This window comes from Planctomycetota bacterium (assembly GCA_038746835.1).
Classification (GTDB): Bacteria; Planctomycetota; Phycisphaerae; order Tepidisphaerales; family Tepidisphaeraceae; genus JBCDKH01.
In genome coordinates, this window is record JBCDKH010000002.1 from 1 (window position 1) to 25,988 (window position 25,988).

At 64.9% G+C, this 25,988-nt stretch carries 21 protein-coding genes; 15 read left to right on the forward strand and 6 right to left on the reverse strand.

The features are described from left to right. The coding region (locus tag AAGI46_00405; protein ID MEM1010661.1) for an ATP-binding cassette domain-containing protein at positions 1 to 735 on the forward strand (735 nt) is incomplete at its 5' end. A 48-nt stretch (positions 736 to 783) separates the two neighbouring features. On the opposite strand, the gene AAGI46_00410 is transcribed toward AAGI46_00405, so the two are convergent. From AAGI46_00410 to AAGI46_00425, 4 genes are all read right to left on the reverse strand, one after another. Further along, on the reverse strand, positions 784 to 3,159 hold the full coding sequence (locus AAGI46_00410; GenBank protein ID MEM1010662.1) for a hypothetical protein: 2,376 nt from the start codon (positions 3,157 to 3,159) through the stop codon (positions 784 to 786). Positions 3,160 to 3,655: 496 nt separating this feature from the next. Next, positions 3,656 to 4,573, reverse strand: a complete 918-nt coding sequence (locus AAGI46_00415) for a phosphoribosyltransferase (protein ID MEM1010663.1) — start codon at positions 4,571 to 4,573, stop codon at positions 3,656 to 3,658. Then, a complete protein-coding gene (locus AAGI46_00420) occupies positions 4,570 to 5,094 on the reverse strand; it encodes a CatB-related O-acetyltransferase (protein MEM1010664.1) in 525 nt (174 codons plus the stop codon). Before AAGI46_00420 ends, AAGI46_00415 begins: the two co-directional genes overlap by 4 nt. 160 nt (positions 5,095 to 5,254) lie before the next feature. Further along, a complete protein-coding gene (locus AAGI46_00425; GenBank protein ID MEM1010665.1) occupies positions 5,255 to 6,850 on the reverse strand; it encodes a lipopolysaccharide biosynthesis protein in 1,596 nt (531 codons plus the stop codon). Positions 6,851 to 7,104: 254 nt separating this feature from the next. Here AAGI46_00425 and AAGI46_00430 point away from each other — a divergent pair, with 254 nt between their 5' ends. The 14 genes from AAGI46_00430 (at position 7,105) to AAGI46_00495 (ending at position 23,126) form a co-directional block, all read left to right on the forward strand. Beyond that, entirely contained in the window at positions 7,105 to 8,181 is a 1,077-nt protein-coding gene (locus AAGI46_00430) for an SGNH/GDSL hydrolase family protein (protein ID MEM1010666.1), read from the forward strand. Positions 8,182 to 8,245: 64 nt separating this feature from the next. Further along, positions 8,246 to 9,481, forward strand: coding sequence for a glycosyltransferase family 4 protein (locus AAGI46_00435; protein ID MEM1010667.1), 1,236 nt, complete (start codon positions 8,246 to 8,248; stop codon positions 9,479 to 9,481). Positions 9,482 to 9,489: 8 nt separating this feature from the next. Further along, on the forward strand, positions 9,490 to 10,377 hold the full coding sequence (locus tag AAGI46_00440) for a glycosyltransferase family 2 protein (GenBank protein ID MEM1010668.1): 888 nt from the start codon (positions 9,490 to 9,492) through the stop codon (positions 10,375 to 10,377). 4 nt (positions 10,378 to 10,381) lie between these two features. Then, the gene (locus AAGI46_00445) at positions 10,382 to 11,362 is read left to right on the forward strand and encodes a glycosyltransferase family 2 protein (protein MEM1010669.1); all 981 of its coding nucleotides are present in this window, start codon (positions 10,382 to 10,384) and stop codon (positions 11,360 to 11,362) included. Positions 11,363 to 11,532: 170 nt separating this feature from the next. Further along, positions 11,533 to 12,033: a UDP-N-acetylglucosamine--LPS N-acetylglucosamine transferase gene (locus AAGI46_00450; protein ID MEM1010670.1), complete on the forward strand. Its 501-nt coding sequence runs from the start codon at positions 11,533 to 11,535 to the stop codon at positions 12,031 to 12,033. Then, the gene (locus tag AAGI46_00455; protein ID MEM1010671.1) at positions 12,030 to 12,701 is read left to right on the forward strand and encodes a glycosyltransferase; all 672 of its coding nucleotides are present in this window, start codon (positions 12,030 to 12,032) and stop codon (positions 12,699 to 12,701) included. The genes AAGI46_00450 and AAGI46_00455 overlap by 4 nt, the downstream gene beginning before the upstream one ends. 63 nt (positions 12,702 to 12,764) lie before the next feature. After that, positions 12,765 to 13,724, forward strand: coding sequence for a hypothetical protein (locus tag AAGI46_00460; protein MEM1010672.1), 960 nt, complete (start codon positions 12,765 to 12,767; stop codon positions 13,722 to 13,724). Positions 13,725 to 13,977: 253 nt separating this feature from the next. Then, positions 13,978 to 16,074: an AAA family ATPase gene (locus AAGI46_00465; protein ID MEM1010673.1), complete on the forward strand. Its 2,097-nt coding sequence runs from the start codon at positions 13,978 to 13,980 to the stop codon at positions 16,072 to 16,074. Between the two features lie 23 nt (positions 16,075 to 16,097). Further along, the gene (locus AAGI46_00470; protein ID MEM1010674.1) at positions 16,098 to 17,783 is read left to right on the forward strand and encodes a sugar transferase; all 1,686 of its coding nucleotides are present in this window, start codon (positions 16,098 to 16,100) and stop codon (positions 17,781 to 17,783) included. Continuing rightward, positions 17,780 to 18,742, forward strand: coding sequence for a glycosyltransferase family A protein (locus AAGI46_00475; protein MEM1010675.1), 963 nt, complete (start codon positions 17,780 to 17,782; stop codon positions 18,740 to 18,742). Before AAGI46_00470 ends, AAGI46_00475 begins: the two co-directional genes overlap by 4 nt. A 26-nt stretch (positions 18,743 to 18,768) precedes the next feature. Continuing rightward, on the forward strand, positions 18,769 to 20,136 hold the full coding sequence (locus AAGI46_00480; protein MEM1010676.1) for a hypothetical protein: 1,368 nt from the start codon (positions 18,769 to 18,771) through the stop codon (positions 20,134 to 20,136). Further along, positions 20,133 to 21,086 (forward strand): glycosyltransferase family 8 protein, encoded by a 954-nt coding sequence (locus AAGI46_00485; protein MEM1010677.1) that lies wholly within the window; start codon positions 20,133 to 20,135, stop codon positions 21,084 to 21,086. Before AAGI46_00480 ends, AAGI46_00485 begins: the two co-directional genes overlap by 4 nt. Beyond that, a complete protein-coding gene (locus AAGI46_00490; protein MEM1010678.1) occupies positions 21,083 to 22,075 on the forward strand; it encodes a glycosyltransferase family 8 protein in 993 nt (330 codons plus the stop codon). The genes AAGI46_00485 and AAGI46_00490 overlap by 4 nt, the downstream gene beginning before the upstream one ends. Then, a complete protein-coding gene (locus AAGI46_00495; GenBank protein MEM1010679.1) occupies positions 22,065 to 23,126 on the forward strand; it encodes a hypothetical protein in 1,062 nt (353 codons plus the stop codon). Before AAGI46_00490 ends, AAGI46_00495 begins: the two co-directional genes overlap by 11 nt. A 7-nt stretch (positions 23,127 to 23,133) precedes the next feature. Here AAGI46_00495 and dnaA read toward each other — a convergent pair whose 3' ends face one another. Further along, complete coding sequence (gene dnaA / locus AAGI46_00500; protein MEM1010680.1) at positions 23,134 to 24,573, reverse strand: chromosomal replication initiator protein DnaA; 1,440 nt, start codon at positions 24,571 to 24,573, stop codon at positions 23,134 to 23,136. A 434-nt stretch (positions 24,574 to 25,007) separates the two neighbouring features. After that, the gene (locus AAGI46_00505) at positions 25,008 to 25,877 is read right to left on the reverse strand and encodes a uracil-DNA glycosylase (GenBank protein MEM1010681.1); all 870 of its coding nucleotides are present in this window, start codon (positions 25,875 to 25,877) and stop codon (positions 25,008 to 25,010) included. Between the last annotated feature and the right edge of the window lie 111 nt (positions 25,878 to 25,988).

Below are 25,988 nucleotides of genomic sequence, written 5' to 3' on the forward strand. Positions count from 1 at the left end.
CTCGGCGACGACGAAGTGCACCTCGGCGAGCCGGTGTTGTCCGGCGTCTCGCTCGACGTGCCGCCCGGCACCACCGTCGCGCTCGTCGGCCCGAGTGGTGCGGGCAAGACGACGCTGTGCAACCTGATCGCACGTTTCTTCGATCCGACGAGCGGGCGCATCCTGCTCGACGGCACCGACATCCGCGACTACGACGTCGACGACTACCGCTCGCTGCTCGGCATCGTCGAGCAGGACACGTTCCTCTTCGACGGCACGATCGCCCAGAACATCGCCTTCGGCCGGCGTGATGCGACGCCCGCGGACGTCCGTCGGGCGGCTCAGTTGGCCAATGCCGATCAGTTCATCGAGAAGCTCGAAGGCGGCTACGAAGCCCTCATCGGCGAGCGTGGCGTCAAGCTTTCGGGCGGACAGCGGCAGCGCATCACCATCGCCCGGGCCATCTTGGCGGATCCGAAGATCCTGATCCTCGACGAGGCGACGAGCAATCTCGACGCCGAGAGCGAACGGCTGATCCAGCAGAGCCTGGCCGACCTGATGCGGGACCGGACGAGCTTCGTGATCGCCCACCGGCTCTCGACCATCCGCAATGCCGACCTGATTGTCGTGCTCGTCAACGGCGAGCTGGCCGAGGTCGGCACGCACGAAGAGTTGCTCGCGGCCAGCGGGCGCTATCAGCTGATGGTCCAACTTCAGACCGAGACGATGACCGAGCGAAACGGCCAAGTCACCTGAGTGACTTGGCCATCGTGGAAGCGGTCGGATTTCAATCGCGAAGCGAGATCACTCGAAGAGGAGTGGTCCGCCGTCGTTACCGATGTTGTCCTTCCAGAAGCCGGGGACCGAGTTGTTGAAGACGCGGTACTCGCCGTGCTGCTGGCCTTCGAGGGTGTTCCCGGAGAAGACGTAGCCGTCACCGTGGAAGTAGAGGAAGAAGCCGGCACCGACCATCTTGTTGTTGGTGATCTCGAAGCCTGCGCGGACGGAGTTGATGCCCATCGCCCCGCCGGCCCAGCCGGGCGTGAGGTTCCGGCCGTCGTTGAAGTGGTTGCCGTGGAAGATGACCTTCTCGCCCGGATCGAGCGTGGTGGTGGGCATCTGGAAGGCGTCGGCGTGGTTGCCGCTGTTGCCGGTGCCCCAGTGGTGCAGCCAGCTGTCGCGAACCTCAATGCCCGGCTCGTAAGCGCGGAACAGGTCGAACGTGTGGTGGACGTTGAGGCGTTCGAAGACAGCGCGATCGCCAGTCTTGGCGTTGATCGAAATGCCCCGGCCGCTGCCCGTGCCGTCGACCTCGGAGTCGGTCATGCGGAAGCCCTCGGGCTTGCCGCGGAAGTCGACGCCGCCGCCGCGGATGATGACGTCGCTGACGGTGACGTTGTCGGCTCGGATCACGAGGTCGCCCAGGATGAGCAGGCCGCTGATGTTGGCGCCTTCGTCGCGAACCTCGAAGTCGCCATTGACGACGGTGAGCTCGCTCTCAGGGATTCGGCTGCCTGTGGTCGACGCCGAGGGGAAGCCGTCGTTCTGTCCGGGTGGCGGAGGAGGCGTGGCTGGTGGTGGTGGTGGTGGCGGAGCTGGCGGCGGAGCCGGATTCGACGGCGGCGGGGCCACCGGCGGTTCCGGATCCGGGTTGGTCGGGTCCGGACTTGTCGGATCGCTCACTTGCGTCCGAAGCCCGCCGAACCGGACCATGTCGACCGCACCGTCGGCTTCCTGGTGTGCCCAGCCGTAAACGGTCATGCCGAGTCGGCCTTCGTTCTGTAGTGCCTCGGTATCGTCGACGGCCATCACGGTGACGGTGTTCTGTGGGGCACCGACTTCCGTCACCACGACGTTGAAGTGCGTTTCGCTGCCGACGGAGTAAACGTCGAAGCTGACGTCGTAGCTCTTGCCGGTGCTGTAGCCGGCGATTGCGCCGCTGCGGTTGGCGATGAGGTGGTTCTCGCCATCGGCGTCGGTGCGGTACAGCTCGACTCGGCCGTCTCTGCTGCGGAACGAGATGAGGTACATCTCGCCGGTATCCATCTGGTAGCGGATCGCCGCGGCGGTCGTCATGCTTGAATCGTTCCCGGCCGCGACGCGGAACTGGCCGCTGACGTCGCGGACGAGGTCGCGACGCAACAGCAGGCGACTGATGTGCTGGTTATCGCCCTCAGTGACTGCGTAGAGCTGCCCATCAACGACGCGGTACGCACCGCCGTTGACGTCGATCCAGCCGTCACCGACGCCACCAAAGGGTGTGTCTTCGCGGTCGAACTTGTCATCGACGATGATCGCCGGGCCGTTGGGTGTTCTGGCGTCGGTGATCTCGAACGCGATGCGGATTGTCTGTCCGGCTCCACGATTCGACTTCGGTGTGAGGTCGAGCGTGTGCGCGCCGACTGCCTCGCCCAACGACCAGCCAGTCAGGCTCTGCAGGCCTCGGTCGCCGAAGAGTGCGTAAGGCCGATAGCTTTCGGTGCGGACCAACTCGCCCTCGTTCAGGTCGAAGTCCACGGAGTCGGCCGACTGGGACTCGACGACGATCGCAACGGCACTGATGTCTCGGCCGCCCAGGTCGACCACCGAGCCGTCGGTGATCTCGGAGATCGTCTCGCCCGACTCGACGTCAATCAGAAGCACGCGATCGATGAAGACATCCGGCGTAGCTGGGTCAGGCGAGACGCCAACCGGAGGTCGATCGCTGACGACAAAGGTGACCTCGACGCCCTGGCCACGTCCGAATTCGCCGCTGATCGGCACGACACGCAGCGTGTGCTGGCCGAATCCGTGGCTCCACGCGTTGTACGAGCTGAAGCCCTGATCGCCGAGCAGTGCGTACGGCTCGGAGTATTCGGTCCTTCGGAACTCGCCATTCAGGTCGAAGTGAATCTGCGAGGTCGCCCCATTGGCATCAGCGCGGATGGCGAAGCTGCCCTGCGGGAGATTGGACACGTTGATGTGTCCGCCATCGACGAGCTGGCCGATCTCGCGACCAGTGGTCGGGTCGACGACGACCAAGCCCTCGATGTTCGCCACCGAGGCCGAGAGCATTCTGCGGCTCTCGAGCGTGTCGAGTGAAAAGCTCACGTGCGACGTGTCCTGCTGCCGGGAGGCCGTCGGGCGCGGCGACGCCGCGGGTCGGTCTTTGGTTTGAGAGATGTTCTTGCTGGTGTGCATGGGGTCTCCGATTTCGGGACAGCGGTCCGTCTGATTCACAGAGATGGAAAGCGAGGCGACTTGGAGAAAGCAGGAAAGAACGAGTGTTATCGGAGCCACAGTGGTCCTCCCGACGCCGCGTGTGTTTGGGGCGATGCCCCGCCTTCGAGTCTGTTCGTTCCGCAAGCAGTCGTGCCGGGACGAGCTGATCTCGTCACGGCTGGGCCGCCACTGCGAGTTGCGCGAAGTTGACATCGCCGCAGTGGGTTCGGTTGGCACGGTCTTGGCGTGACCGCAGTGGGGTTGTTCGTCGAGTGGTTGCTGGACGAGGGGCTTCTGCGAACCGTGCGGGTCGCACGGGAGGAGCGGTGGTTGGGCCGCACATTACTTCTGCATCGGCCTGGATACAGCGCCCTTTTATCGAAAAATACGAATAAGGCAGAAAAAGTAAAACCGTTGGCCGTCAACGATTTAACGCTTTCTGCTCACCTTTGCTGTCACAAGGTGTCACACGGGGTCATCGCAGCCATTTCTTCAGGCGACGCTTCACCTTGTGGTGCAGTGAACGGGCGCGATAAGATGCTGGCTGCGGTGCATCCCGGTCGGCCAATCGCATCGTTTCGATGCACAGAACTGCTTTTCCGCTCAAGCGGGCAATCTCGCTCGCCTGGGCCGGCTCACTCTCCAAAAACAGGAGTGAATCCGTCTCCATGTACGTCTTGGCTTTGAAGGTCGCGTGTCCGATTCGGAATCGCTCCGCCGGCGTAGCGGCGGGCATCATGCGCAGTTCTCGATAGGCCACGCCGTGATCGCGGAGCCACTGCTCGGTCGGTTCGCGGTACTTCTCCAGGCGGCTTGTAACGAGCCACCCGATTTCGAGCGAAGGCAGTCGCAGCGGTGCCGCCGTCCGCAAAAAATTGAGGTATCGCTCGCCGTCGTCGTTTTGCTCGCGCGTCGGATCGACGCACAGCACGCCGTCGATGTCGACGCACGCCCTGCCGAGGTACTCGTGGTGCATCACGTTCCACTCGAACACCCTCGGTGGGCCGACTTCGGCGACCGAGTAATCGACCAAGTCGTGGTGACCGGGCGTCACGTAGACCGCCAGGTACTCGACGACGTACGGCAGATTCGCATCGTCGATGCGTTGTCGGACGCGTTTGATCGACTCGCCGACGCTGACGCTGTCTTCGACGATGAGGACCTTTTTAATCGTCTGATCTGAACGACTGACCGCACGTCTGCCGCTGCTGATGAGCCGATCTTCGAAGAGTCCCTCAAGATCGGTCAGGCGTCGATTCAGCAGCAGAGCCAGAATGCTGGCCGCGAGCATGCCGCTGCGGGGCACGCCGACCACGACGTCAATGTCCGTCGGCAGCTTGCCAACGAACCCCGACAGGTCACGTGTCATGTCGGCGATGCTGCGGTAGTTCATGCCTGATGGTCCAAAGACGCCGCTGATGCTGCATCGGACAGTTCGATCAGCTGCGTGACGTCAAGCATCTTGTCGAGGTGTCGCCGGAGCCACTCATCGTCCTGGTCCCACCAAGCCAGGTGTTGAAGCCGTTCGACGGTGCTGTCGTCGAAACGCTGGCGTATCACTTTCGCCGGTACACCGCCCACGATGGCGTACGGCCCGACATCTCGAACGACGACTGCCCCCGCGCCGATGACGGCCCCGTTGCCGACGGTGACGCCGTCTTTGATGACAGCGTTTGCGCCGACCCAAACGTCGTGCCCGATGGTCGTCTCGTTGTATTCGGTGTGCAGCTCGCGATTGGTGAGGTCGTATCCGAACTCAGGAGCATCTCTGAAAAACCTCGGATGCGTGCTGGCGGCCTTTCCGAGCGGATGAGAGGCTAATCCGATTGTAACGTTTGGCGCGATTGAACAGTATTTGCCAATTCGAGTTCCCGTAATGCGACAGCCGGCCTCGACGTAGCTGTAGTCGCCCATCGTCACATGTCGGAGCAACACGTCTCTTCCGACCCGGCAGGCCCTGCCGAAGCGGGCGTTCTGAATGATCCCGCGAACGTCGTACGGCACGTGGGCAAGGCCGTGTCGCTTCATCAGCGAGCGGCGGAGCAGCCATGAGCGAAGCGCGGACGGAAGCAGGCTACGGGTTCGAGGGTTCATCGCTCGCTTCCGTTGTTGAGGGAACTGGTTTCCGCTTCGACTTCTTCGCTTCCTTCACGGTCGCGAGGCTGGCCAGCAGATCGCGGCGGATCGGGCGAACGAGCCAGGCGACCGCACCGGCGGCGAACGTCGCGGCACCGGCGGCAACGACCGACGCAATCGTGTTGTCGCCGATGTCCGACAAGCCGCCGCGGAAGCTCGCACCGATGAGCAGCGCGACGGCACCAATCAGGCTCGGACCCAAAAGGCATCGGAGCACGCTGCCGACAGCGACCGGTGAGCCACGCAGGCAGTAGATAAAGGTGGGAACGATCAGCACGTTGACCGCGATGGCGTACGCGGTGGCCACACCGATCGTGCCGTATTGCACGCCAGTCAGAAAGGCAGCGATGATGCACGGCACGTTGACGAAGGACCATCGAAGCATCCGTCCCGTCTGGCCGACTGCGGTGCAGACCCAGCCGACCGTGCTGAGCACTGGCTGGAACACGGCGGCAATTGCGAGCACCAGGAAGATGTCGGCCGCTTCGAGCCAGTCTGGGCCGAGCACGAGCCGGACGATCTCGTGGCTGAAGCAGGCCAGCATCGCCGTCATCGGAACCGTGACATAGGCGATCGCGGTGATCGCCCGCAGGTAGTAGCGCCGGAACGTCTCGGGATCGTCCTGGAGCCGCGACAGCGCCGGAATCATCGCGGCGGCCAGCGGTGCGTTGATCTGCTTGAGCGGCAGCATCAGCAGGCCGTATGCCTTGGAATAGAGGCCTAGCGACCCTGCCCCGAGACTGGTTCCGATGATGAGGTTGTCCGCGTTGCGGCCGGCGTAGTTGACGAAGCTGAAGCCGACCAGATTTCCGCCAAAGCCGAGCATCTCGCGAACCTCGCCCAGCCCGCCCGGCCGCCCGGGGATCCAGCCGCTCTCGATGAAGCTCAGCACAAAGGTCGCCGCCCCACCTGCAGCGAGCATCAGCACCAGTGCCCACGGTCCCAGCCCGAACCATCCAGCCACGATGCCGACGGCCAAGCTGATCGTCAGGCTCAGGATCTCGACGCGGGCGAGTCGGCCGTACTCCATGCTCCGTCGCAGCAGAGCGCGGTGCTGCACGCAGAGTCCGCCGAAGATCAGCGTGGCCGCGAGTGCGAGCGTGATGAGCGTGAGCCGCGGCTCGCCGTACCACCACGCCACGACCGGAGCCAGCCCGGCCACCACGCCTGCGACAACGATGGACAGGCCGACGTTGATCCAAAAGAGCGTGGAGACCTGCCGGTGATTGATCTCCTTGCGCTGGACCGTCGCCATGGACAGGCCGGCGTCTTTGAAGAGCTCGACGAAGCCGGTGACGACCGTCACCATCGCGATCAGCCCGAAGTCTGCGGGCGTGAGCAGTCGAGCCAGGACGGCAGTCGAGCCGGTCTTGAGAACGAATCGAGCGATCTGCGAAAGAAACGTGATCAGCCCGCCGCGGACGGTCCGATTCTTCAGGTCGCCTTGGAGGGCTTCGTTCGAGAACGGATTGCTCCGTCGCGCCTTGGCAGGCGCGGTTATGTCGCTCGTGAGGGTGGTAGCGGGTGCAGTCACGGATGTCGGCCCGCCCGCGTGCGGCCGGCGGGATTCTGTTACGTGATGATGAGCGATGCAAGCTCTTCCGAGCAAAGCCGATCTCAAGAAACGTCGGCCGTTGGACGTTGTTCAACCTCGGCGAGGCTCAAGCAAATTCTCTTGCTTCGCAAATGCCTTGGAAGTAGGTTCTTACCGCCGCACCGCAGGCATTTGGCTGGCTGCCAGTGTGCCTCGACGGGACCAATGCATGCAGGTTTGGAGAAAAACTGATGTTGCCCGCAAATCGTAAGACTTCCGTTCTGAACCGCTTCGTCGGACTCGGCCTCTGTGCGGGGCTGGGTTCGTTCGTCGGACTCCTCGGCCCGGCGACATCGTCGTCGGCCGCTGAGATCGTGATCAACACGACCGGTGACTCGATCACCGAGGGCTTCGCGCCTGGCAGCATCGACGAGGTTGCCTGGCGATTCCCGCTGTACGAGAAGCTCAACGGCAACCCGAGCAGCGACGACACGTTCCGCTTCGTCGGCGGACTTGAAGAAGGCATGGTCGGCAGCGCGCCAGCCGACAAGGCGTTCCACAACGGCCTGAGCAGTCGGCGATTCGTCAACACGAACCAGGGCGCGGCCTCGCTGAACGACTCGGTCGAGGATTCGTTCCGAAACCCGGACCTGAGCCCTCAGACGCCCGACCTGATCCTAATGCTGATTGGCGTGAACGATCTCATCGCCAAGACCAACAGCGCCGGACTCACCCAGGCTCAGGGTGACTTCGAGACGGCGTTGGACAGCTACCTCGACAAGATCTCGGCCGACAGCCCGTCGACGCAGATCATGATCGGCACCATTCTGCCGCTCAGCGCCAACGGCACGGGCATCAGCGGCGGCAACCGCGGCAACAACGATTTCAACTCCGGCGACTGGGACAACGACGGCGACGTCGATTCGCTGTCGGAACGAATCCACGAGTGGAATCAATGGCTCATGACCGGCGACATCATCACGCGGCTCAATGCCGCCCGTGGTGACACACTGGCGTCGAGCGCGATCACGATCTTCGATCTTGCCGGCGAAGTGCTGGCCGACCCGCGGGTGCCGTCGGTCAGCGTGCCGGGCGAGGATTACCGATTGCTGCAGGATCCCGTGACGACGGCAAACACGGATGCGTACAACGACGCGACCCCGACCAACTGGGACGGCCTGCACCCGAACGCTGCGCTCTACAACGTCGTCGCGGACAAGTGGCAGGCTCAGGTGCTCGCCTCGAACGTGATCCCCGAGCCGGCGGCAGCAACGATCGGCCTGGTCGGTGCCGGCTTGCTCGGGCTGCGTCGCCGTCAACGGTCCTGCTGAGCTCCGGCGGCCGGCGCTGGCGGTGGAGCGTGCGACCAAGGTCCCGTCGAATCCATCGGAACCCGTGACCCGCCGCGTCTTCTTCAACTTCCCGTTCCGGCTCGGTCTGAACGGCATCGGCAACACCGGCTGGCAGCAGGCCAACGCACTCGTCGAGCTCGGCCACGACGTCGTCATCGCGACGCCAAGCTGTGAGCGTCGCGTCCCCGGCGCTCAGACGGTCGAGACGCTCACCATCGCCGGCATGCGCGTGCCGCTGGGACGATTCGGCGTCGAGCGGATGCTGCGAGCACACGGTGCCCGAGCCGCGTCGGTGTTTCGCAAGCTTCACGGCGACGCTCTCTTCGACGTGGTCCACTGCTGGCCTCGCGGGTCGATGAAGCTCATCGATGCGGCCAGAGATGCTGGCGTACCGACGTTCTACGAACGCCCCAACACGCATGTCGTCCACGGCTTCGAGGTCGTTCACCGTGAGAACGTCCGACTCGGCCTCGCGGACGGACCGCCGCCGGCAACGGATGATCGTCAACGCCGTGAAGTCGCCGAGTACGACGCGAGCGACTTCCTGCTGTGTCCTTCCGAGGCCGTCGCGGACTCGTTTCGCGACCGCGGCTACGCCGATGACCGGCTGATTCGCACGCGCTACGGCTGCGATCTGGAGACGTTCTTGGTCGATCCCGACCAGATGAAAGAACGCCCCGAGAGGCCGCTGACGATGCTGTTTGCTGGCAAGGCCGATGCGAGAAAGGGTCTTCACTTCGCCCTCGACGCGTGGCATCGCACCGCCGACGCCCGGCACGGCACCGGCACGTTCCGCGTCGCTGGCGCGATTGATGACGAGTACGCGGCGAAGCTTGGTCCCGCCCTTTCCCATGACGGCGTGGAGTGCATCGGGTTCACGAATGACGTCGCTTCAGAGATGCGGCGGGCCGACGTCTTCGTGCTGCCATCGATCGAGGAAGGCAGTGCGTTGGTCACGTACGAAGCACGAGCCAGCGGATGTGTTGTCGTCGCCTCGACCGCGGCCGGAGCTCCCGTCGAGCACGATGTCGACGGGCTTCTGCACGAGCCGGGCGATGTCGACACGTTGGCGGATCAGATCGCGGCGCTGTCGACGGACGGTGATTTGCTCCGCCGTCTCCGGTGTCGCAGTATGGAGCGGGCCAGTGACCTGAGCTGGCTAGCCGCCGGGAGGTCGCTGGCAGCGGGCTATGAAGACGGTCTTCGCCGTCGGATGCCTGGCATTGCTGAGCCTGAGACCACCCCGGCCGGCGAACCGTTGCCGAGCCTCGCCACCTGAGAGATCCTTTGCCTGTCTCGATCGTCATCCCCGCACACAACGAGGCATCGGTGCTGCCGCGGTGTCTGGACGCGCTGCGGCAAGACTCGTCCAGCGACGATCTTCAAATCGTCGTCGTTGCCAATGGGTGCACCGATGACACCGCCGAGGTGGCTCGTCGAGCGGGAGCCGAGGCCATCGAGACGGACGTGCCGTCCAAGAGCAACGCCCTCAACCTCGGCGATGCCGCGTGCTCCCACTTCCCACGGCTCTACCTGGACGCCGACTGCGTGATCTTCGGTGCCGATGTGCTTCGTCTGGCCGAAGAGCTCGAGACTTCAGGCCGTTTGGTTGCCAGTCCATCGATGGACGTCGACCTGAGGGGTCGATCATGGTCGGTCTATGCGTTTTATGACGTCTGGACGAGCGCTTCCTACGTTCGCACCAACCTCGTCGGTTCTGGGGCGTACATGCTCAGCGAGGCCGGCCGACAACGGTTCGAGTCGTTCCCGGACCTCACTGCCGATGACGCGTTCATCCGGCGAAGCTTCAAGCTCGACGAGCGTTGGTTGTCGGCGTCGACGAGTTACCGCATCACGCCGCCGAAGGATCTTGAGAGCCTGATCCGCATCAAGACGCGGGCACACTTCGGGAATCTGGAACTATCGCGCCTGATGCCGGAGCTTCAGACCAACGAAGTGGCCGGCGAGCAACGTCAGTGGACGAGCCTCCTCAAACAGGCGTTGCGCCCTTGGCGCATTCCGAAGCTGGCCGTCTATGCGTACGTGATGATGCGTGCGAAGCGCGAGGCCCGGCGTCGCAACCTGGCCGGCAAGGCCGTGGCTTGGGAGCGAGACGACTCGTCTCGGCAGCCTCCGGCAAAACCGTCTTCGTCCTCTCATGTCGCCCCTGTTTGATCCCATGTCAGACGCAGCGTCGAGCTCGTCGGGTGTCGACGTGAGCATCCTGATCGTCTCGTACAACACGCGTGCGATGACGCTGCGTTGTCTCGAGACGCTCTACGAGAGTCTCGAACGGGACGACGCACTGACGGCCGAGGTGTTGGTGGCCGACAACGGTTCGTCGGACGGTTCGCTCGAGGCGATCGAGGAGCGGTTTCCTCAAGCCCGGATCGTGAGCCGAGACGACAACCTGGGTTTTGCCAAGGCCAACAACGTGCTCGCTCGCGAGGCCCGCGGCGAGTGGATTCTCCTACTCAATCCGGACACCGAAGTCCTGGGAACCGCCGTCCAGACGATCGTCGCTTTCGGCGAGTCCAAGCGAGCGGATGGTCAGTCGTTCGTCGTTGGTGGACGCACGCTGTTCGCCGATGGCTCGCTCAACCGCAACTCATGCCACGGCCGGCCGACGCCTTGGAGTCTGTTCTGCCAGGGGACGGGCCTCTCGTCGATGTTCCGAACCAGCGCACTGTTCAACCCCGAGGGGCTCGGTTCGTGGAAGCGTGATTCGGTACGCGAGGTCGATGCGATCACAGGATGTCTGCTCCTCATCGAGCGACGCTTATGGGAAAAACTTGGCGGCTTCGATGAGCGCTTCGTGATGTATGGAGAAGACACCGACTTGTGCCTGCGCGCTTCTTCAGCAGGAGTGCCGTCGATTGTCTGTCCGGACAGCGAAATCATCCACCACGGCGGCGCGTCGGAAGCGGTCAGGTCTGACAAAATGATCCGGCTGTTCCGCGCCAAAGCGCAGTTAATCAAGAAGCACTGGTCGCCTGCGTCGGCGTTCTTCGGAACACGCGCGCTGATCGCTTGGGCCATGACGCGCATGGTGGCACACGCGGTTCTCGTGCCCATCCGAAAGGCATCTGCTCCGGCCTATGCGACCTGGAGGGAAATTGTCGTTCGCCGGTCAGAATTTCAGCTGAAAACGCGACATTGAGCCGGTGAAGTGACAAAATGCGTTGCGTCAGGGGGAGCCTGACACTATTTTGCAGCTGCTGCTCCGTGGATGAGGAGTGTCCGGAGCGGCGGGGCTAGCTCGGTTGTGTGCGGTGGAGCGATCACCTTTGAAGGGGATTTGGTATGGCTAAGGGCAGAGATCACTCAGAAATGGACCGGTTGGACAACGTGCAGGGGCCCGAGTCACAGCTCGATCAATGGCAGCGACGTCGCGTGCTAGCGATCGCCTCGGCCGGCGGACACTGGGTCCAACTGCTTCGCCTGATGCCGGCCTTCGCGCGGCACGACGTCGTCTTCGCATCGACGCGTGATTGGTGCGCTGCCGATTGCGGCAACGCGCGGTTCGAGCTCGTGCCCGATTCGAGTCGTTGGAACAAGCTCAAGCTCGTCTGGTCGCTTGCATGCATCGCCATGCTTGTTGCGCGGTTGCGGCCTGAAGTGATTGTGACGACTGGCGCGGCCCCCGGCTTTTTCGCACTTCGTCTCGGCCAGCTGTTCGGTGCCCGCACGATTTGGGTCGACAGCATCGCGAACGCTGAGAAGCTGTCCAACTCCGGAGCGAATATCGGCAGGCACGCATCCCTCTGGCTCACGCAGTGGCCGCACCTTGCTGGTGCGGATGGGCCGTCATTCGAGGGGCGGGTGATATGAGCCTCGACGCCAGCAATCCCTGCCGCATCTTCGTCACGGTCGGAACCCAGGTCGCGTTCGATCGTCTGATCACGGCCGTGGATGAGTTCGCCCAGGAACGTGATCTCGACGGCGTTTTCGCACAGATCGGCCCGGCCGCTAGCAGTCCGAGTCGCATCGACCATGCTCCGTTCGTCAGCTCCGACGAGTGCCGCCGGCTCGTCGATGAGGCGGACTTCGTTGTCGCCCACGCGGGCATGGGCTCGATCATCTCGACGCTCCAGGCGGGCAAGCAGATCATCGTCATGCCGCGGAAGGCGTCGCTTGGCGAACATCGCAACGAGCACCAGCGCGACACCGTCGGACGCCTTGCGGATCTGCCGGGAGTGCACGTCTGTCACGACGAAGCGAGCCTGAAGTCCAAGATGGCCGAGCTGCTCGAAGCGTCGCACGAAGCGATCGGCGTTGCAGGCGAGGCCCAGCCAGAGCTGCTCGACGCGCTCGAGTCGTTCGTCGACGCACCGGCGGACGCCGGCAGCGTTGTGGGTTCGTCTGGCGGGACGACATCGAAGCTTGTTGACCGAATCGTGCCGGCGACGCTGAAGCCGATTCGTGCGGCACGGAAGCTCGTGCGTCGAGCGCCCGAGAAGGTGTCGCGTTCGCCAGCCAAGGTGGCCGCGGTGACTTGACAGAGTGGCGACTGAGTGGCATCGAGACGTTGGTCGGTCGCCGCCAGTCGCAAAGCCACACTCATGAGCGCACCTCAAGAACAAGCCTCGACCGTCTCGCTCGGCCGTCTCGCGGACGTCGACCTTTTGCCTGCGCGCGACGAGCAGTCCCGCTCCTGGGCAACATCAATCGGCACGTTCGGCAGCGTCTCTTGGATTCGCGGCCTGTCACTCCTTCGCGGCGGCAGCAAACCGCATCCGCTGTGTGGCTTGCTCGAGCGGCCAATCCTGACCTTGCCCATCTCGCCGACGAAGCGGATCAGCGACCTGTGGGTCGAGTTCGCCGACACCATCGGCCTTCCTGAATCCCGGGCGATTGACGTTCTCGCTCCACACGTCGCCCCGCCGCTGAGCAAGACCAGCCCGGAAGTCTCGGGCCGACTTCGGCTCGTGCCAGACCGCTCCTCGTATCGCGGCACCGCGGGCCTGCTCCGCGATGCCCACGTTGACGAAGGTGATCCGTCTGATTGGCTTTTGGTTTCCCTCGGCCGGCACGCCCCGCTCGCACACTCGGCCGCGATCATCGCGACGCTCGACGAGCCCAAGCGCAACAAAGACGTCGTGCTGCTGCATGCGGACGGCGTGCTGACGGGCACGTGGCTCATCCGGCGTCGCACCCTCGAAAGTGTGCCGAGTCGGGGTTATGTCGACTTTGCCGAACAGCACGTCTCGCGCGTCTCGGCTGATGGCGGTCTAGCCGTCATCAATGTCCAGCGGCCGCTCCTGCAGCCGATTCGATCGCTCGACGCGTATCTCAATCTCGCTGCGGCGCATGCGACGGACACGGAAGACCGGGCCGAAGGTGCACCGCGATTCGGTTTCATCGAAGGCCAGACGTCGGTGCCTGCGTCGGTTCGACTGCTGGACTCCATCGTCCTGAAGGGCGCGAAGCTGCCTGCCCGCTGCACGGTTGTCCGCAGCGTAATCGGACGACACGCGGTGGTTCGTCCGGGTGAAACCATCCTCCACCGCACGCACGTCTGATCAGCGCTGAATCATCGTTTTGACTTGGCGTCGCACCAACAGGCCAGTTCATCCAGCCCATGACGCTGACGCGATCTGAGACCTCCGATTGACAGTCGCAGCTCCAGCGTTCATAACCCAAACGGATTCCATTCAAGTGCAAACGCTCCCTGTTCCATCGCCATCAGGCCACTCGTCGACGGACGATGCGGAATCCACGGCCCTCGGTCCGTCGCGAATGCAGAGGCCGTCCGAATCGGGGCCTCGTGCGCCGATGTCGCCGTTGCAGATCGTCCACCGCTTGCTGTCGGGTCGGTATCTGCTCGTGATTCTGGCGGCTTTGGTGCTCGGCGGTGGCTTTGCAGCACTCGGCTACTCGATGGGAACGCGGACGTACTCGTCCGCGGGCATCCTTCGCGTCAAGGCGTACCTGCCGCGGCTTGTCAGCGACATCGAAGGCAACGGCCAGATGCCGTCGTACGAAGCCACCATGACGGTGCTGCGCGAGGAGATTCGTGCAGATGACATCATGCGCGATGCGGCCGGCCGGCTTGAAGAAGACGGTTTCGCAACGGACAAGGCGCAACTGCGCGAGAGCCTCGTCGTCGGCCGCGGCAAGCGGAGCGAGATGATCGAGGTCGAGTCTTCCGCCTCCGATCGGGCCGAGGCAGTCGCGCGGGTCAACGCGGTGATAGCGACGTTTTCGGACAGCTACCGCGATTCCGCCGCCGAAGAACGCGAGACACGCCTGGGCATGCTGGCCGATCGCGAGTCCAAGCTTCGCGAGGAGATCGCCAGCTTGCGCGATTCGATCAGCCAGACGTACAGCTACGACGGTGCCCTGAGCGACGACGTCTGGAGCAACGCGCTTGCCGCGTCAGCGAGCTTGGAAAGCCAGCGCCGCAACCTCGAGCTCGCCATCGTCGCCGCCTCGGCGATGCCGCAGCCGACCGAGGCCGAGCTGTTGGATACGACCGACGTTGCCTCCGACCTGGCCCGTCGGATCGCCGCCAAGCGGCTCGAGCTGCTCGACGCGCAGTCGTCGTTCGGCGACCAGCATCCGACGGTCGTGCGCCTGAGCGGTCAGCTCGACGTGCTTCGCCGCGCAGCCGCGCAGGAAGACGGATTGGCGGAATCGCAGGAGACCACCGCGGTCCGGGACAATCCGGAGACCTCGACAGGCACGGGTCCCGTCGCCGAGGCTCGCCGGCTCGCGGCCATGGTCGGGCCCGAGGCCTATTTGCCGGCTCTGGAGTCGCAGCTCGAACATGTCGAGCAACTCGCGTCCGCGGCGACGGCTCGCGTTGCCGACCTCCGCACGCGTCGTGATGCGGCCGAGCCAGACCGTGCCCGCTTGGACACGCTGTCTGCCGAAGCCGACGAGTTGGCCCGGGCCTACGCCAAGCTCGAACGCGAGCCCTCCTCGTCAGAACGGCTCGAAATCCTCTCGCCGGCACGTTCGGCCAGAGTTGAATCGGACACACGGCTCAAGTCCGGCGCTGCCGGAGGCGTTGTCGGCGCCGGGCTTGGCTTCATGATGGTCCTGGGCTTCTCGGCACTGCGTCGGCGTGTCGACGGTCCGGGTCACGTGGCCGAACTCGTCGAGCCGCTGCCGATGCTCGGGACACAGCCGCACTTGGGCTCGGGCGGAGCCGACGCCGGTGCCGCAGAGGCGATCCACCGTGCCCGCGGTCGGCTGCAGATCGAGATGCAGCGGCACGGCGCGCAGACCGTCTGCGTCACGGGCGGTGAGATCGGCAGCGGCAAAACCAGCGTCTCGTTCGGCCTGGCCTGTAGCTTTGCTTCCAGCAGGCAAGAGGTCCTCATCATCGACGGCGACCTCGCCGGCCGGGGCATGACCAACCGGTTGAACGTCGTCGAAAACCAGCAGGCAACCGCCGAGGTCGCGACCGCCGAGGTGACGCCTGACATGTCGATCTATGACGTGCTGCGTGGCGACGCGGAGCTCCGGTCGTGCATCTACGAGTCGCGTGTGCCGGGCGTCTGGGTGCTCTCCGGCGGCGACGAGCACCGCCCCGCCGACGCGTCGGCCGAGGCCGTTGCGCGGCTGATCGAAGAGGCCCGCTCGCTGTTCAAGGTTGTGATCGTCGACACAGGCCCGCTCATGGGCGCGACCGAAGCCCCGCTGTTCGCGCAGCAGTGCGACCTGACCGTCCTCTGCACGGCACGCGGCGATCGGTCGGACATCGTCCAACGTGCCGCCGCCGAGCTTCGTCAGATCGGCAGCCGTGTCGCGGGCGTGATTTTCAATCGTGCGTCTCGCCGCGATGCGGTCCACACGAGCGGCGTTCGACCCCGCCTGCCGCGTAACCAGCGACTCGTTGCCTTCGACTCCGTTCTCCGCGACTGACCCGTCCTAGCCGCCATGCGTCCATGGAGGACTCCACGCCGCGACAACCTCCCGCACCAGCGCGACGACGGCTCGATCGTGAGCCGCAGACCGGCCAGCCCGTGAACAAGCGGGGCCGGGCCAAGTCGCTCGAACAGAGCATCCTCGACGGCGATCCGATTGGCGACTCGAGCGCCGGCATCGGCTTCGATGCCAGGGACATCGACGGGTTCGAGCGCGTCCTTGCAAGCGACGGGCTCAACGGCAGTTCCAATTCCGGTAACGGCCGACTTCCGAGACGGCTTTGGGGCTGGACCGTCGTCGAACTGCACGACTTGCTCTGGCAGACGAGCCGCGTCGCCGTCATTCGACGCGGCAGCGAGGTGCCCAAGGCACGTGACTACCTCCTTCTGCCCGACGACGCACTGGTCTTGTTCGATCCCGACTTCGTTCGGCGACTCCGCGGTAGTGCCACGCTGGCCGCGGTCGTGCTCGACGAGGTCTCGGAAGAGGACGGCCCGGCAGACATGCTCCGGTTCGATGCCGAAGGCGTCGCGCACGTACGTCGCCTCTATCGGCACACACGCTTTGCTTCCGGACGCGTCGCGATCACGTCGAGCCAGAGGCTTGCCCAGACGTGGGCGCAGTCGGCCGAAGGCAGCTCGGTCTGGCGTGTTCTGAGTCGCCGCGCCAGAACGCAGGGCATTGCCCGAATCACCGCGAAGGGCAGGCGATTCGACGCGACGAACCACAGCGAGGCCGATCAGTTCGTCCGGGAGCTGATGCTTCGCGGCGTCGAACCGTCAGAACTCGTCGCGAATCTCGTCGAGGTGCGTGAGAACCTGTTCGCACCCAGCGACGCACGGATCGATCCGCGGTCGAGCGTGTATCACCAGATTTGGCTGGGCCGCGGGCACTCGGTCGCGTCGGAGAACGTGCTCATCGGGCCGATCGTGCTGTGGGATCTGCCCGAGTGGCACGGAAAGCCACCGCTTCCGATGCGGGATCGTCCGCGACGACGCGTCGCGGGCCCGCTCAACGCGTCGTTCAATCGCAAGCGTCGCTCGATCTACCACTATGTGAAGCGGTGCATCGACGCAGTCGGCGCGGTGATCGGGCTCGCGATCACGCTGCCGTTCTACCCGCTGATCATGCTGGCGATCTGGCTGGACGACGGCTCGCCCTTCTTCTTCAGCCATCGCCGCCAGGGCCTGGATGGCAAGCCGTTCTGGTGCCACAAGTTCCGGACGATGTGCAAGGACGCCGACGCCATCAAGCAGCGGATTCAGGAAGAGAACGAGTCGGACGGCCCGCAGTTCCACATGGCTTTCGACCCGCGGCTGACGCGTGTCGGCCGGTTCCTCCGGGCCATCGACGCCGACGAGTGGCCGCAGCTGTTCAACGTGCTGCTCGGCGAGATGTCGTTCGTCGGACCAAGGCCAAGCCCCGCAGAGGAGAACCGGTGCTGTCCGGTCTGGCGTGACGCTCGCCTCTCGGTGCGACCTGGCATCACGGGTCTCTGGCAGATCCGTCGCACCCGCGAGGAAGGGCTCGACTTCCAGGAGTGGATTCGCTTCGACCTCGAATATGCGAAGAAGATCGGCCCGCTCACGGACCTGAGGATTCTGATCGAGACGTTCTTCCTGACGAACAAGAAGGTCCTCATGACCGCTGCGAGTCTTCCCGCGAAGGTTGTTCGCCGACTAACGCGCAGGAGGGCCGCGGCTTGAGCACGGTCGCGTCGCCACACGTCGTCGTCGCCATCGCGGCCTACAACGCCGGGCCCTACCTCGTGCCCGCGATACGCAGCGCGTTGGAGCAGACCTACCACCGATTCAGCGTCGTGGTCGTCGACGACGGGGGGACGGACGGCTCCGTCGACGAGGCGATGCAGCAGCTCTCCGACCCGCGGCTTCGCGTCATTCGCCAGGAGAACGCCGGCAAGTCGGCAGCGCTCAACCGCGTGCTCGACGAGGCGGACGGCGACTTCCTCTGCATCCTCGACTCCGACGACATCGCTCACCCGGAACGGCTCGCACGTCTCGTCGAAGAGGTTCGCCGTCATCCGGATGTCGGGGGCGTGATGAGCGGGTTCGAGCTAATCCTGAACGACGGGCCGGCCGTCGCTCCGCTCTCTGAAGCCAAGGACGAAGCGCGTTGCGCCCGCGACGTCGAGCACTATCGCATGCCAAGTCACGACCCGACGTTGATGGTCCGCATGGACCTGGCCAAGCGGCTGCGGTTCGATCCGGAGCTCCAGGTCGGCCAGGGCTACGACTTCATCCTGCGACTCGGCGAGCAGTGGCCGATTCGCGTCGTGCCCGACGTGCTCTACGGCTACCGCGTCCGCAGCGGATCGGCGACGCGGTCCAACGTCGTCAAACGCGTCGGCCTGCAGCACGATGTCGCCCGACGCGCTGCCATCCGTCGTGGCCTGGTCGCGACGGAGGAAATCCCGGTCGTCGAGCTCGACGAGAAGAAGCTGAGCAATCGCCGGCGGGATAACAACCTCGCCAATCACTTCACCGCCAGCGTCCGGCAACTCCGCTTCGCCGGTCGATCGATTGCGGCGATTCGGACGGCGCTGCGGTGCATTCGACTCCAGCCGCGCGACCCGCTGTACTACCGCCCGTTCGTTCTGGCCGCCCTGCCGCTGCCGTTGCTCCGGAGGGTCGTTCGCCAGCGTTGAGCCGTGCCTCGACCGACAAACCCATCATGGAAGAAGGCGCCGAAGCCATCCGGAACATGACGACGCTCCACCCGCTCGGGTTGGCGGCGGTCGTGGTGGCGGGCGTGTCGATGCTGCTGGTTGACCGGCGCTACGTGCTCTGGCCAGTCATCGCGATCGTCTGCTTCGTCGCGAGCGCGCAGCGTGTCGTCATCTTTGGTGCCGACTTCACGTTCCTGCGGCTCATGGTCATGTGCGGGCTGATTCGGGCGTTGGCGTTCGAGCCGTGGCACAGGCCCAAGTGGAACCGGCTCGACATCATCGTCCTCCTCTGGGCGGCGGTCGCGTTCAGTTTTCCGCTGGTTCGCCTTGTGACGGGCGGCGGAGGCGATTTGATGAGCTCAGCGGTCTACCGGGCTGGTCAGACGTTCGACGCGGTCGGCATGTACTTCGTCTTCCGACTGCTGGTCCGCAGCTGGGACGATGCGTTGTCGGCCATCAAGGGTCTCACGCTGGCACTGATCGTGATGGCGCCGTTCTTCATCGCGGAGTGGCTGACGCGATTCAACGCCTTTTCCATCTTCGGCGGCGTGCCGGAGATGACGATGATTCGCAACGATCGCTTGCGGTGTCAGGGCGCGTTCTCGCACCCGATTCTGGCCGGTTGTTTTGCTGCCAGTGCCCTGCCGTTGATTGCGGTGCAGTGGTGGGTCGGCGGATCGTCGCGGACGACGACGGTCATTGGCAGCTTGGCGTGTCTGGTCGTGGTCGTCGCGTGCGCGTCGTCGACGCCGGTGCTGGCGGTGCTGGCGGGCGTTCCGGCCTTTGGAATGTGGTGGTTCCGTCACCATGCGGCGTGGATTCGCTGGTCGATCTACGGCGGTCTCGTCGCGCTTCACATCGTGATGAACGCGCCGGTGTGGCACCTCATCTCGCGGGTCAGCGTCGTCGCCGGTGGCAGCTCATGGCACCGATACGCCCTGGTCGACGGGGCGATCACGCACTGGCACGAGTGGTGGCTCATCGGAACCCGCGTCGGTAGTGCCCACTGGGGCCACTTCACGCAAGACGTCACCAACATGTACATCGTGCAGGGTCTCAGCGGCGGGCTTCTGCAGCTGTTGCTGTTCCTCACGCTCATCGGCTTCGCCTTTGGACGCGTCGGCCGACTCTGGCGCGGCGCGACGGATCGCCGGCACGAATATCTCGCCTGGGCGTTGGGTGTTGCACTGTGGATGCACGCCGTGAATCACTTCGGCGTTGCGTACTTCGGGCAGGTGTGGATGGGTTGGTACTTCGTCCTCGCGATGCTCGGCGCGCTGCCACCCGTGGTTGCGACTTGGAAGACGAGCGTTCAGAGCGCATCTTCTGCGGCGTCCGATCCGCCCCGGCTCGTTCCGACGCCCGCGACATGACCGCCTCGACCACACAAGCCGACGCCCTGCACGTCGCCTTCGGCTGTGACGTGGGCTACCTCATTGGTGCCGCCGCGGCAGTGCAGTCGCTGCTGTCGCGTCACGAGGACCGCGTCCATCTGCACTTGCTGGCCAGCCCCGAAGTCGGCGACGAGGTGCGCGACTACTTCGATGGACGGTGCCGCACGTACGGCGCGACGTTGCACTGGCACGTCGTCGACCGGGAGCTCCCTGGCAAGAAGCAGTCGCACCTGTTCCGCCTGCTCATCGCGGAACTCATCGATCCGGAGATCGATCGGATCCTGTACCTCGACAGCGACCTGGTCGTGCTGGATGACCTGTCGCCGATCTTCGAGCTCGACACCGGCGACGCGGTCTGTGCGGCAGCGCTCGACTACCTGTTCCCGACGATGGGCCTCGCCGACAACGGCAACCCGAAACGGAGCGCGGCAGGTTTCGTCGGCGACGAGCCATACGTCAACACCGGCGTCCTGCTCGTGCGCCCGCAGAAGTGGCGAGAGCGGAACGTCACCGAGCGAGCCTTGGCCGTTTTCGACGAGCACAAGGACTACCTGAACATGGTCGACCAGGACGCGCTCAACCTGCTCCTGAAAGGTGACCTGCACGTCCTGGACGCCCGCTGGAACCTGCAGCTCTACAGCCTTCGCCGACCCCCGGCGCATCTTACCAGCGGGCGTCGCCTGCTCGACGATCTCGTCGCTGCTGCCGAAAACCCGGCGATCGCGCATTTCACCGGCAAGGCCAAGCCGTGGAACGGGCAGGACCTGCGCAATCCGTTCCGCCCCGCCTTCCACGAAGCGCTGCTCGCCGCCGACTTCCTCGACGATGCCGAGGCCCGGCAGCAGCGCAAGCTCCGCACGAAGCATCGCCTGCTCAAGCCGATCAACCTGATCAAGCCCTGGCGTCAGTCGCCCACCGCCGCCGCATGACCGACTCGACCGACCATTCCGTTGCCGACTCGTTCGACCTGGTCCTCGGGTGCGACGACCGGTTCTCCATCGGCCTGGGCGTCATGCTCTACAGCGTGCTCAAGCACCTGCAGCCCGGCATGCCGGCACGCGTCTTCATTCTCGACGACGGCATCAGCCCGGAGAACCGCGAGCGGATCGAACGCATCGCCGCTCCGCGCGTCGCGGACGGTTGCGTCTGGCTCAAACCGCAGCTGCCCGAAGGCGACCATCTCAAGGGCAAGGGGAAGATCAGCAAGGCGACGTACTCGCGGATCCTGATTCCGCACCTCCTGCCAGCCGACGTCAAACGGGCCGTCTTCGTCGACGTCGACATGCTCTGCTGCAGGGACCTCGGCACGTTGGCGACGATGCCGCTTGACGGCAACGCGCTCCTGGCCGTCCAGGACTACCGCTACCCGACGCTGCGTCACACACTGCCCAAGCAGGAGGTCCTCGACCGCCTCGAACGCGACGGCGACGCGCCCTACTTCAACGGCGGCTTCCTCGTCTTCGACATGGAATCGTGGCGCCAAGACGACCTGCCCGATCAGGTCTTCAAAGCCCTTCACGACGTCCGCGACGACACCTTCTTCGTCAACCAGGATGGCCTGAACATCGCACTCCAGGGCAAGTGGAAGCAGCTCGCCCCGTCGTACAACGTGCAGGAGAACACGCTGCGTCGGCCCGAGAAGCTGCCGGATCATCCGTACACGCAGCAGTTGATTCGCGACACGAGCCGCCTGCTCTCTGAGCCGGGCGTCTACCACTACACCGGCCACAGCAAGCCCTGGACGGATGCTGTCACTGGCAAGTTGCGTGGGCGATGGGCGAGCTTTCTCGCGGAGAGCGACTACTTCAGCACGGGCGAGCTGTACGCCTTCCGCGCCGGCTGGGCGTCGCGTGTGGCCAAGCGTGTTCTGAGCCACGGACCCGCGGCCGTCGGCAAGAAGCTCCGTCGTGCCGGCTAGCACGCCCGCCATGCACGTCGTTCCCGTCATCTACGAGACGCGTCCGTCCGACATGGTGGGCGTCAAGCTGCTGCTGCTGAGTCTCCGCCGGCATCATCCAGACCTTCGGCCGGTGGTCATCCTGCCGAACGTCACCGACGTCGAGTCGGCCTGGCTGGCCGAGCACACCGACGCGACGCTGCGGAACGATCTGGCGAGCGAGCTGTCAACGTGGAACGTCAAGCCCGACGTCCTGGGCCGACTCGTCGACGAGCAGCCGGACGAGACGTTTCTCTGGATCGACAGCGACATCGTGCTGCACAAGCCGATGCCGCCGGTCGTGTTTGAAGGGTCGCCGGACGATTTCGTCGTGGCCGAGGAGTATCGCCTCGCCCGGCAGCCCGGAACGAAGGTCCGCACCCGGCAGTGGGGCTACCAGGAGGCCCGTCGCCTGAATTGCACCGTCAACTCGTGCATCCTCCGGCTGACCAAGACCCACAAGCCGCTGCTCGCCGAGTGGATGCGACTGACGTCGCTGCCCGAGTATCAGTCGGTGCAGAAACAGGACTGGCGCACCCGGCCGCTGCACATGGTCGGCGGGCAGGACATCCTCACCGGCTTGCTCGGCTCGAAGGAGTTTGCACACATCCACCTCCGCTGGGTCCGACGCGGACGCGACATCGCCCAGTGCTACGAGTCGCGCGGCTACCCGGCGAACGAGCGGCTGGCCAACCTCTTCCGCGGTCTGCCGCCGTTCGTGCATGCCCAGGGCGAAAAGCCGTGGCGTGAGCACCGATCGGCCCTCAGCATGGACGTCGCACCGCTGAAGTACGTCGCCCGCGACTACCCGGAGGCGCTTGGTGTTGCTGAGGGTGAGCTGGACGGCTGGACCGATCCGCTCACGCCGACGGGACGACTCGTCGACCGTTTGTTGTTGGGCAATCCGAACCTCGTCGGCCTTCCGTCCACGGTGGCGGGCGAGGCGAAGTGGCTGCTCAAACGCACGGCTGCCGTGCTGTCGGGCGCAACCCGGCGGGAAGTCGGCCCGCCTCGCAGCGAGCCACCCGCGTGAGAACGGCTCACGCCGTTTCGAGCTTCGCCTGGACGGCTTTGAGCTGGCCGGCGAACTCTTCGTCGGTGTCGAGCAGATTCGTGATCGTGCGGACCGCGTGCAGGACGGTCGTGTGGTCGCGCCCGCCGAAGTGGCCGCCGATTTCTTCGAGGCTGAAGTTCGTGTTCTTGCGCGCCAGATACATGCTCAGCTGCCTGGGCAGGACGATGCTGCGCGGGCGACGCTTGCCCTGCAGGTCGCCGACCTTCACGCCGAAGTACTCGCACACGGCCTCCATGATCGCGTCGATCGTGAGTCGCTTGGACCGCACGGGCGACGTCGCCTCGCCCAGAGCCGACTTGGCCAGATCGAGCGTGATCGGCTTGGCGTCGACTCGGCCGTTGGCATCGACGGCGTCGTCCTTGCCGGGCAGTTGGCTCAGGCCCTGGAGTTTGGTCAGGACGCCTTCGAGTTCCCGCGTGTTGGCTTCGACGTGCGACGCGACGTAGTCGAGCACCTCGTCTTCGATCGTCAGGCCACGCAGACGGGCCTTGCTGCGGAGGATCGCGACGCGTGTCTCGAAGCAAGGCTTCTCCAGCGGCGCGACCAGGCCCCAGTTGAATCGGCTGACGAGGCGCTCTTCGAGCTCCGGAACTTCCCCGGGCGGCGCGTCGGCGGAGAGGACGATCTGCTTCTGCTGCTGGTACAGCGTGTTGAACGTGTGGAAGAACTCTTCCTGCGTCCGCTCACGCCCCTTGAGGAAGTGGATGTCGTCGATGACCAGCACATCCGCCGACCGATAGCGGAAGCGGAAGTTGTTCATGTCACCTGACTCGACGGCGTTCATGAACTGGTTGATGAACGCGTCGCACGACAGGTAGAGGATCTTGAGATCCGGTCGCTTGTCGAGAAGCCGCTGACAGATCGCCTGAAGCAGGTGCGTCTTGCCGAGCCCGACACCGCCGTGGAGGAAGAGCGGGTTGTACGCCCGTCCGGGCTGATCCGCGACGGCCACTGACGCTGCGTGGGCGAGGCGATTGTCTGGGCCGGTGATGAACTGCTCGAAGACGTAGTCGGGCGTCAGGGAGACGCCCTGCCCGTCACTGGCCTGGCCGAGATATCCGCCAAAGCCGTCGATGAAGCCGCCTGCCCGGACCTTGGGGCAGTGGAACAGGACGACGTTGAGCCGGTTCGTGACGGCCTGGACGGCCGCGTTGAACGCCTGCTGGCACGGGCCGGTGAGAAAGTCGAGCTGGCCGACGCTTTGGCAGGTGACGTGGATGACGCCGTTGTCGAGCTGTCGTGCGACGAGCTGTTCGAACCAGGTTCGGTTGAGCGTCGGATTGGTGAGCCGGACGTGGTTGAGGATTCGGTTCCAGACGGCCGGGTCCAGCCTCGGGGGTAAGGGTCCGCCGACGTTGGCGGGGTCGAAGTTTCCGGGGTTGGGGCTGGCAGGTAATGCGGTCATCGAGTGGCTCGCAAAGCGCCTTGGTTGGATGTCGTGTCGGCTCGTGCGTCGACAGTCCTTGTCGTCGCCCGTCGCCGATGGCCGGTCGGCGGTGCCATGTTTCGAGCGTCTGGCAGTGCGGCTCGAAGAGACGAGACGTCAACGCCGACCGGTGCGAAAAACACCGGAAAACGCCCAGCTATGCGCCATGCGGCGCTCTCCTGTCGGGTCCCGAACCGGGTCCCTCTCAACAACGCCGATGGCCACCGGCGTCGCGTCTCGCGGCGAGTGCCGCAGGGGCTGAAGATAGTGCAGTCGAGCGCTGCATCAACCCGGATGCTGCTGCTCCTTCCGGCACAACCCGATCAAGCCCGCATGCCGACAACGGACCGGCGAACTTTCAGTCGCGGCAAAATGTTACCGTTGCGCATCCATCGCCTGGACGACGACGAGGCTCATCCCGATTTGCCCAGACGCTCCACGACTTGCTGCAAGTCTTCCCACACCGCGCGACGATTCGCAGGCGTGTAGCTGCGGAGCAAATAGGCCGGGTGATACGTCGGCATCACGTCGATCCCTCGAAATGTGTGCCATCGTCCACGGAGCTTCCCCATCGATTGCTGCACGCCCAGGATGTGCTTCGTCGCGGGCAGGCCGAGCGTGACGATGACCTTCGGGCGGATGAGTTCGAGCTGGCGATGCAGGTACGGCGTGCAAGCGGCGATCTCGCCGGCAACGGGCGTCCGGTTGCCCGGCGGACGGCACTTGACGACGTTGGCGATGTAGACGTCGGCCCGGCCGAAGCCCATCGCCTTGATCATCTCGTCGAGCTTCTGACCCGCCCTGCCGACGAAGGGCCTGCCCGAGAGATCTTCGTTCTCACCCGGGCCTTCGCCGACGAACATGAGATTTGCCTCGGGATCGCCCTCGCCGAACACGGTGTGCGTGCGATTCTCGCTGAGCGCACACTTCGTGCAGCCGCGGACCTCGTCGTCGTCGAGTTTGACCAGAAGCTCGATCCGCTTCTGCCTCGGCAGCGGCGGGTCCGTGAACGGCGTGTAAGTGGTCTCGGCAGCTGACGTCGAGGCTTTCACAGGGTTGCCGAAAAGGTCGGTGGCGGGAGCGACGGGCTTGGCCCGCGGAGCGGGTTTCGCAGGCGCGGCGGCGGGCGTCGGCGTAGCTGCTGGCGTCGGAGGTCGCGGCTTCGGCTGCGAGCGAGGCTTTCGCAGGATCGCCGGGTCGATCGGCAACGCCTCGACCCCGAACGCCCGCTCCGCCATCAGAGCATTGCGCAGGCGGGCTCGAAGGACGGCCGAATCGCTCATGCGGGACCGTAGACCGTCGCCTCCGCGAGGCACCCGCGCCGACCGATCCGTCATCCTGAGCGAGCGCAGCGAGTTGAAGGACCTCGCTTGGGCTCCGGAGCGCCAACGGGC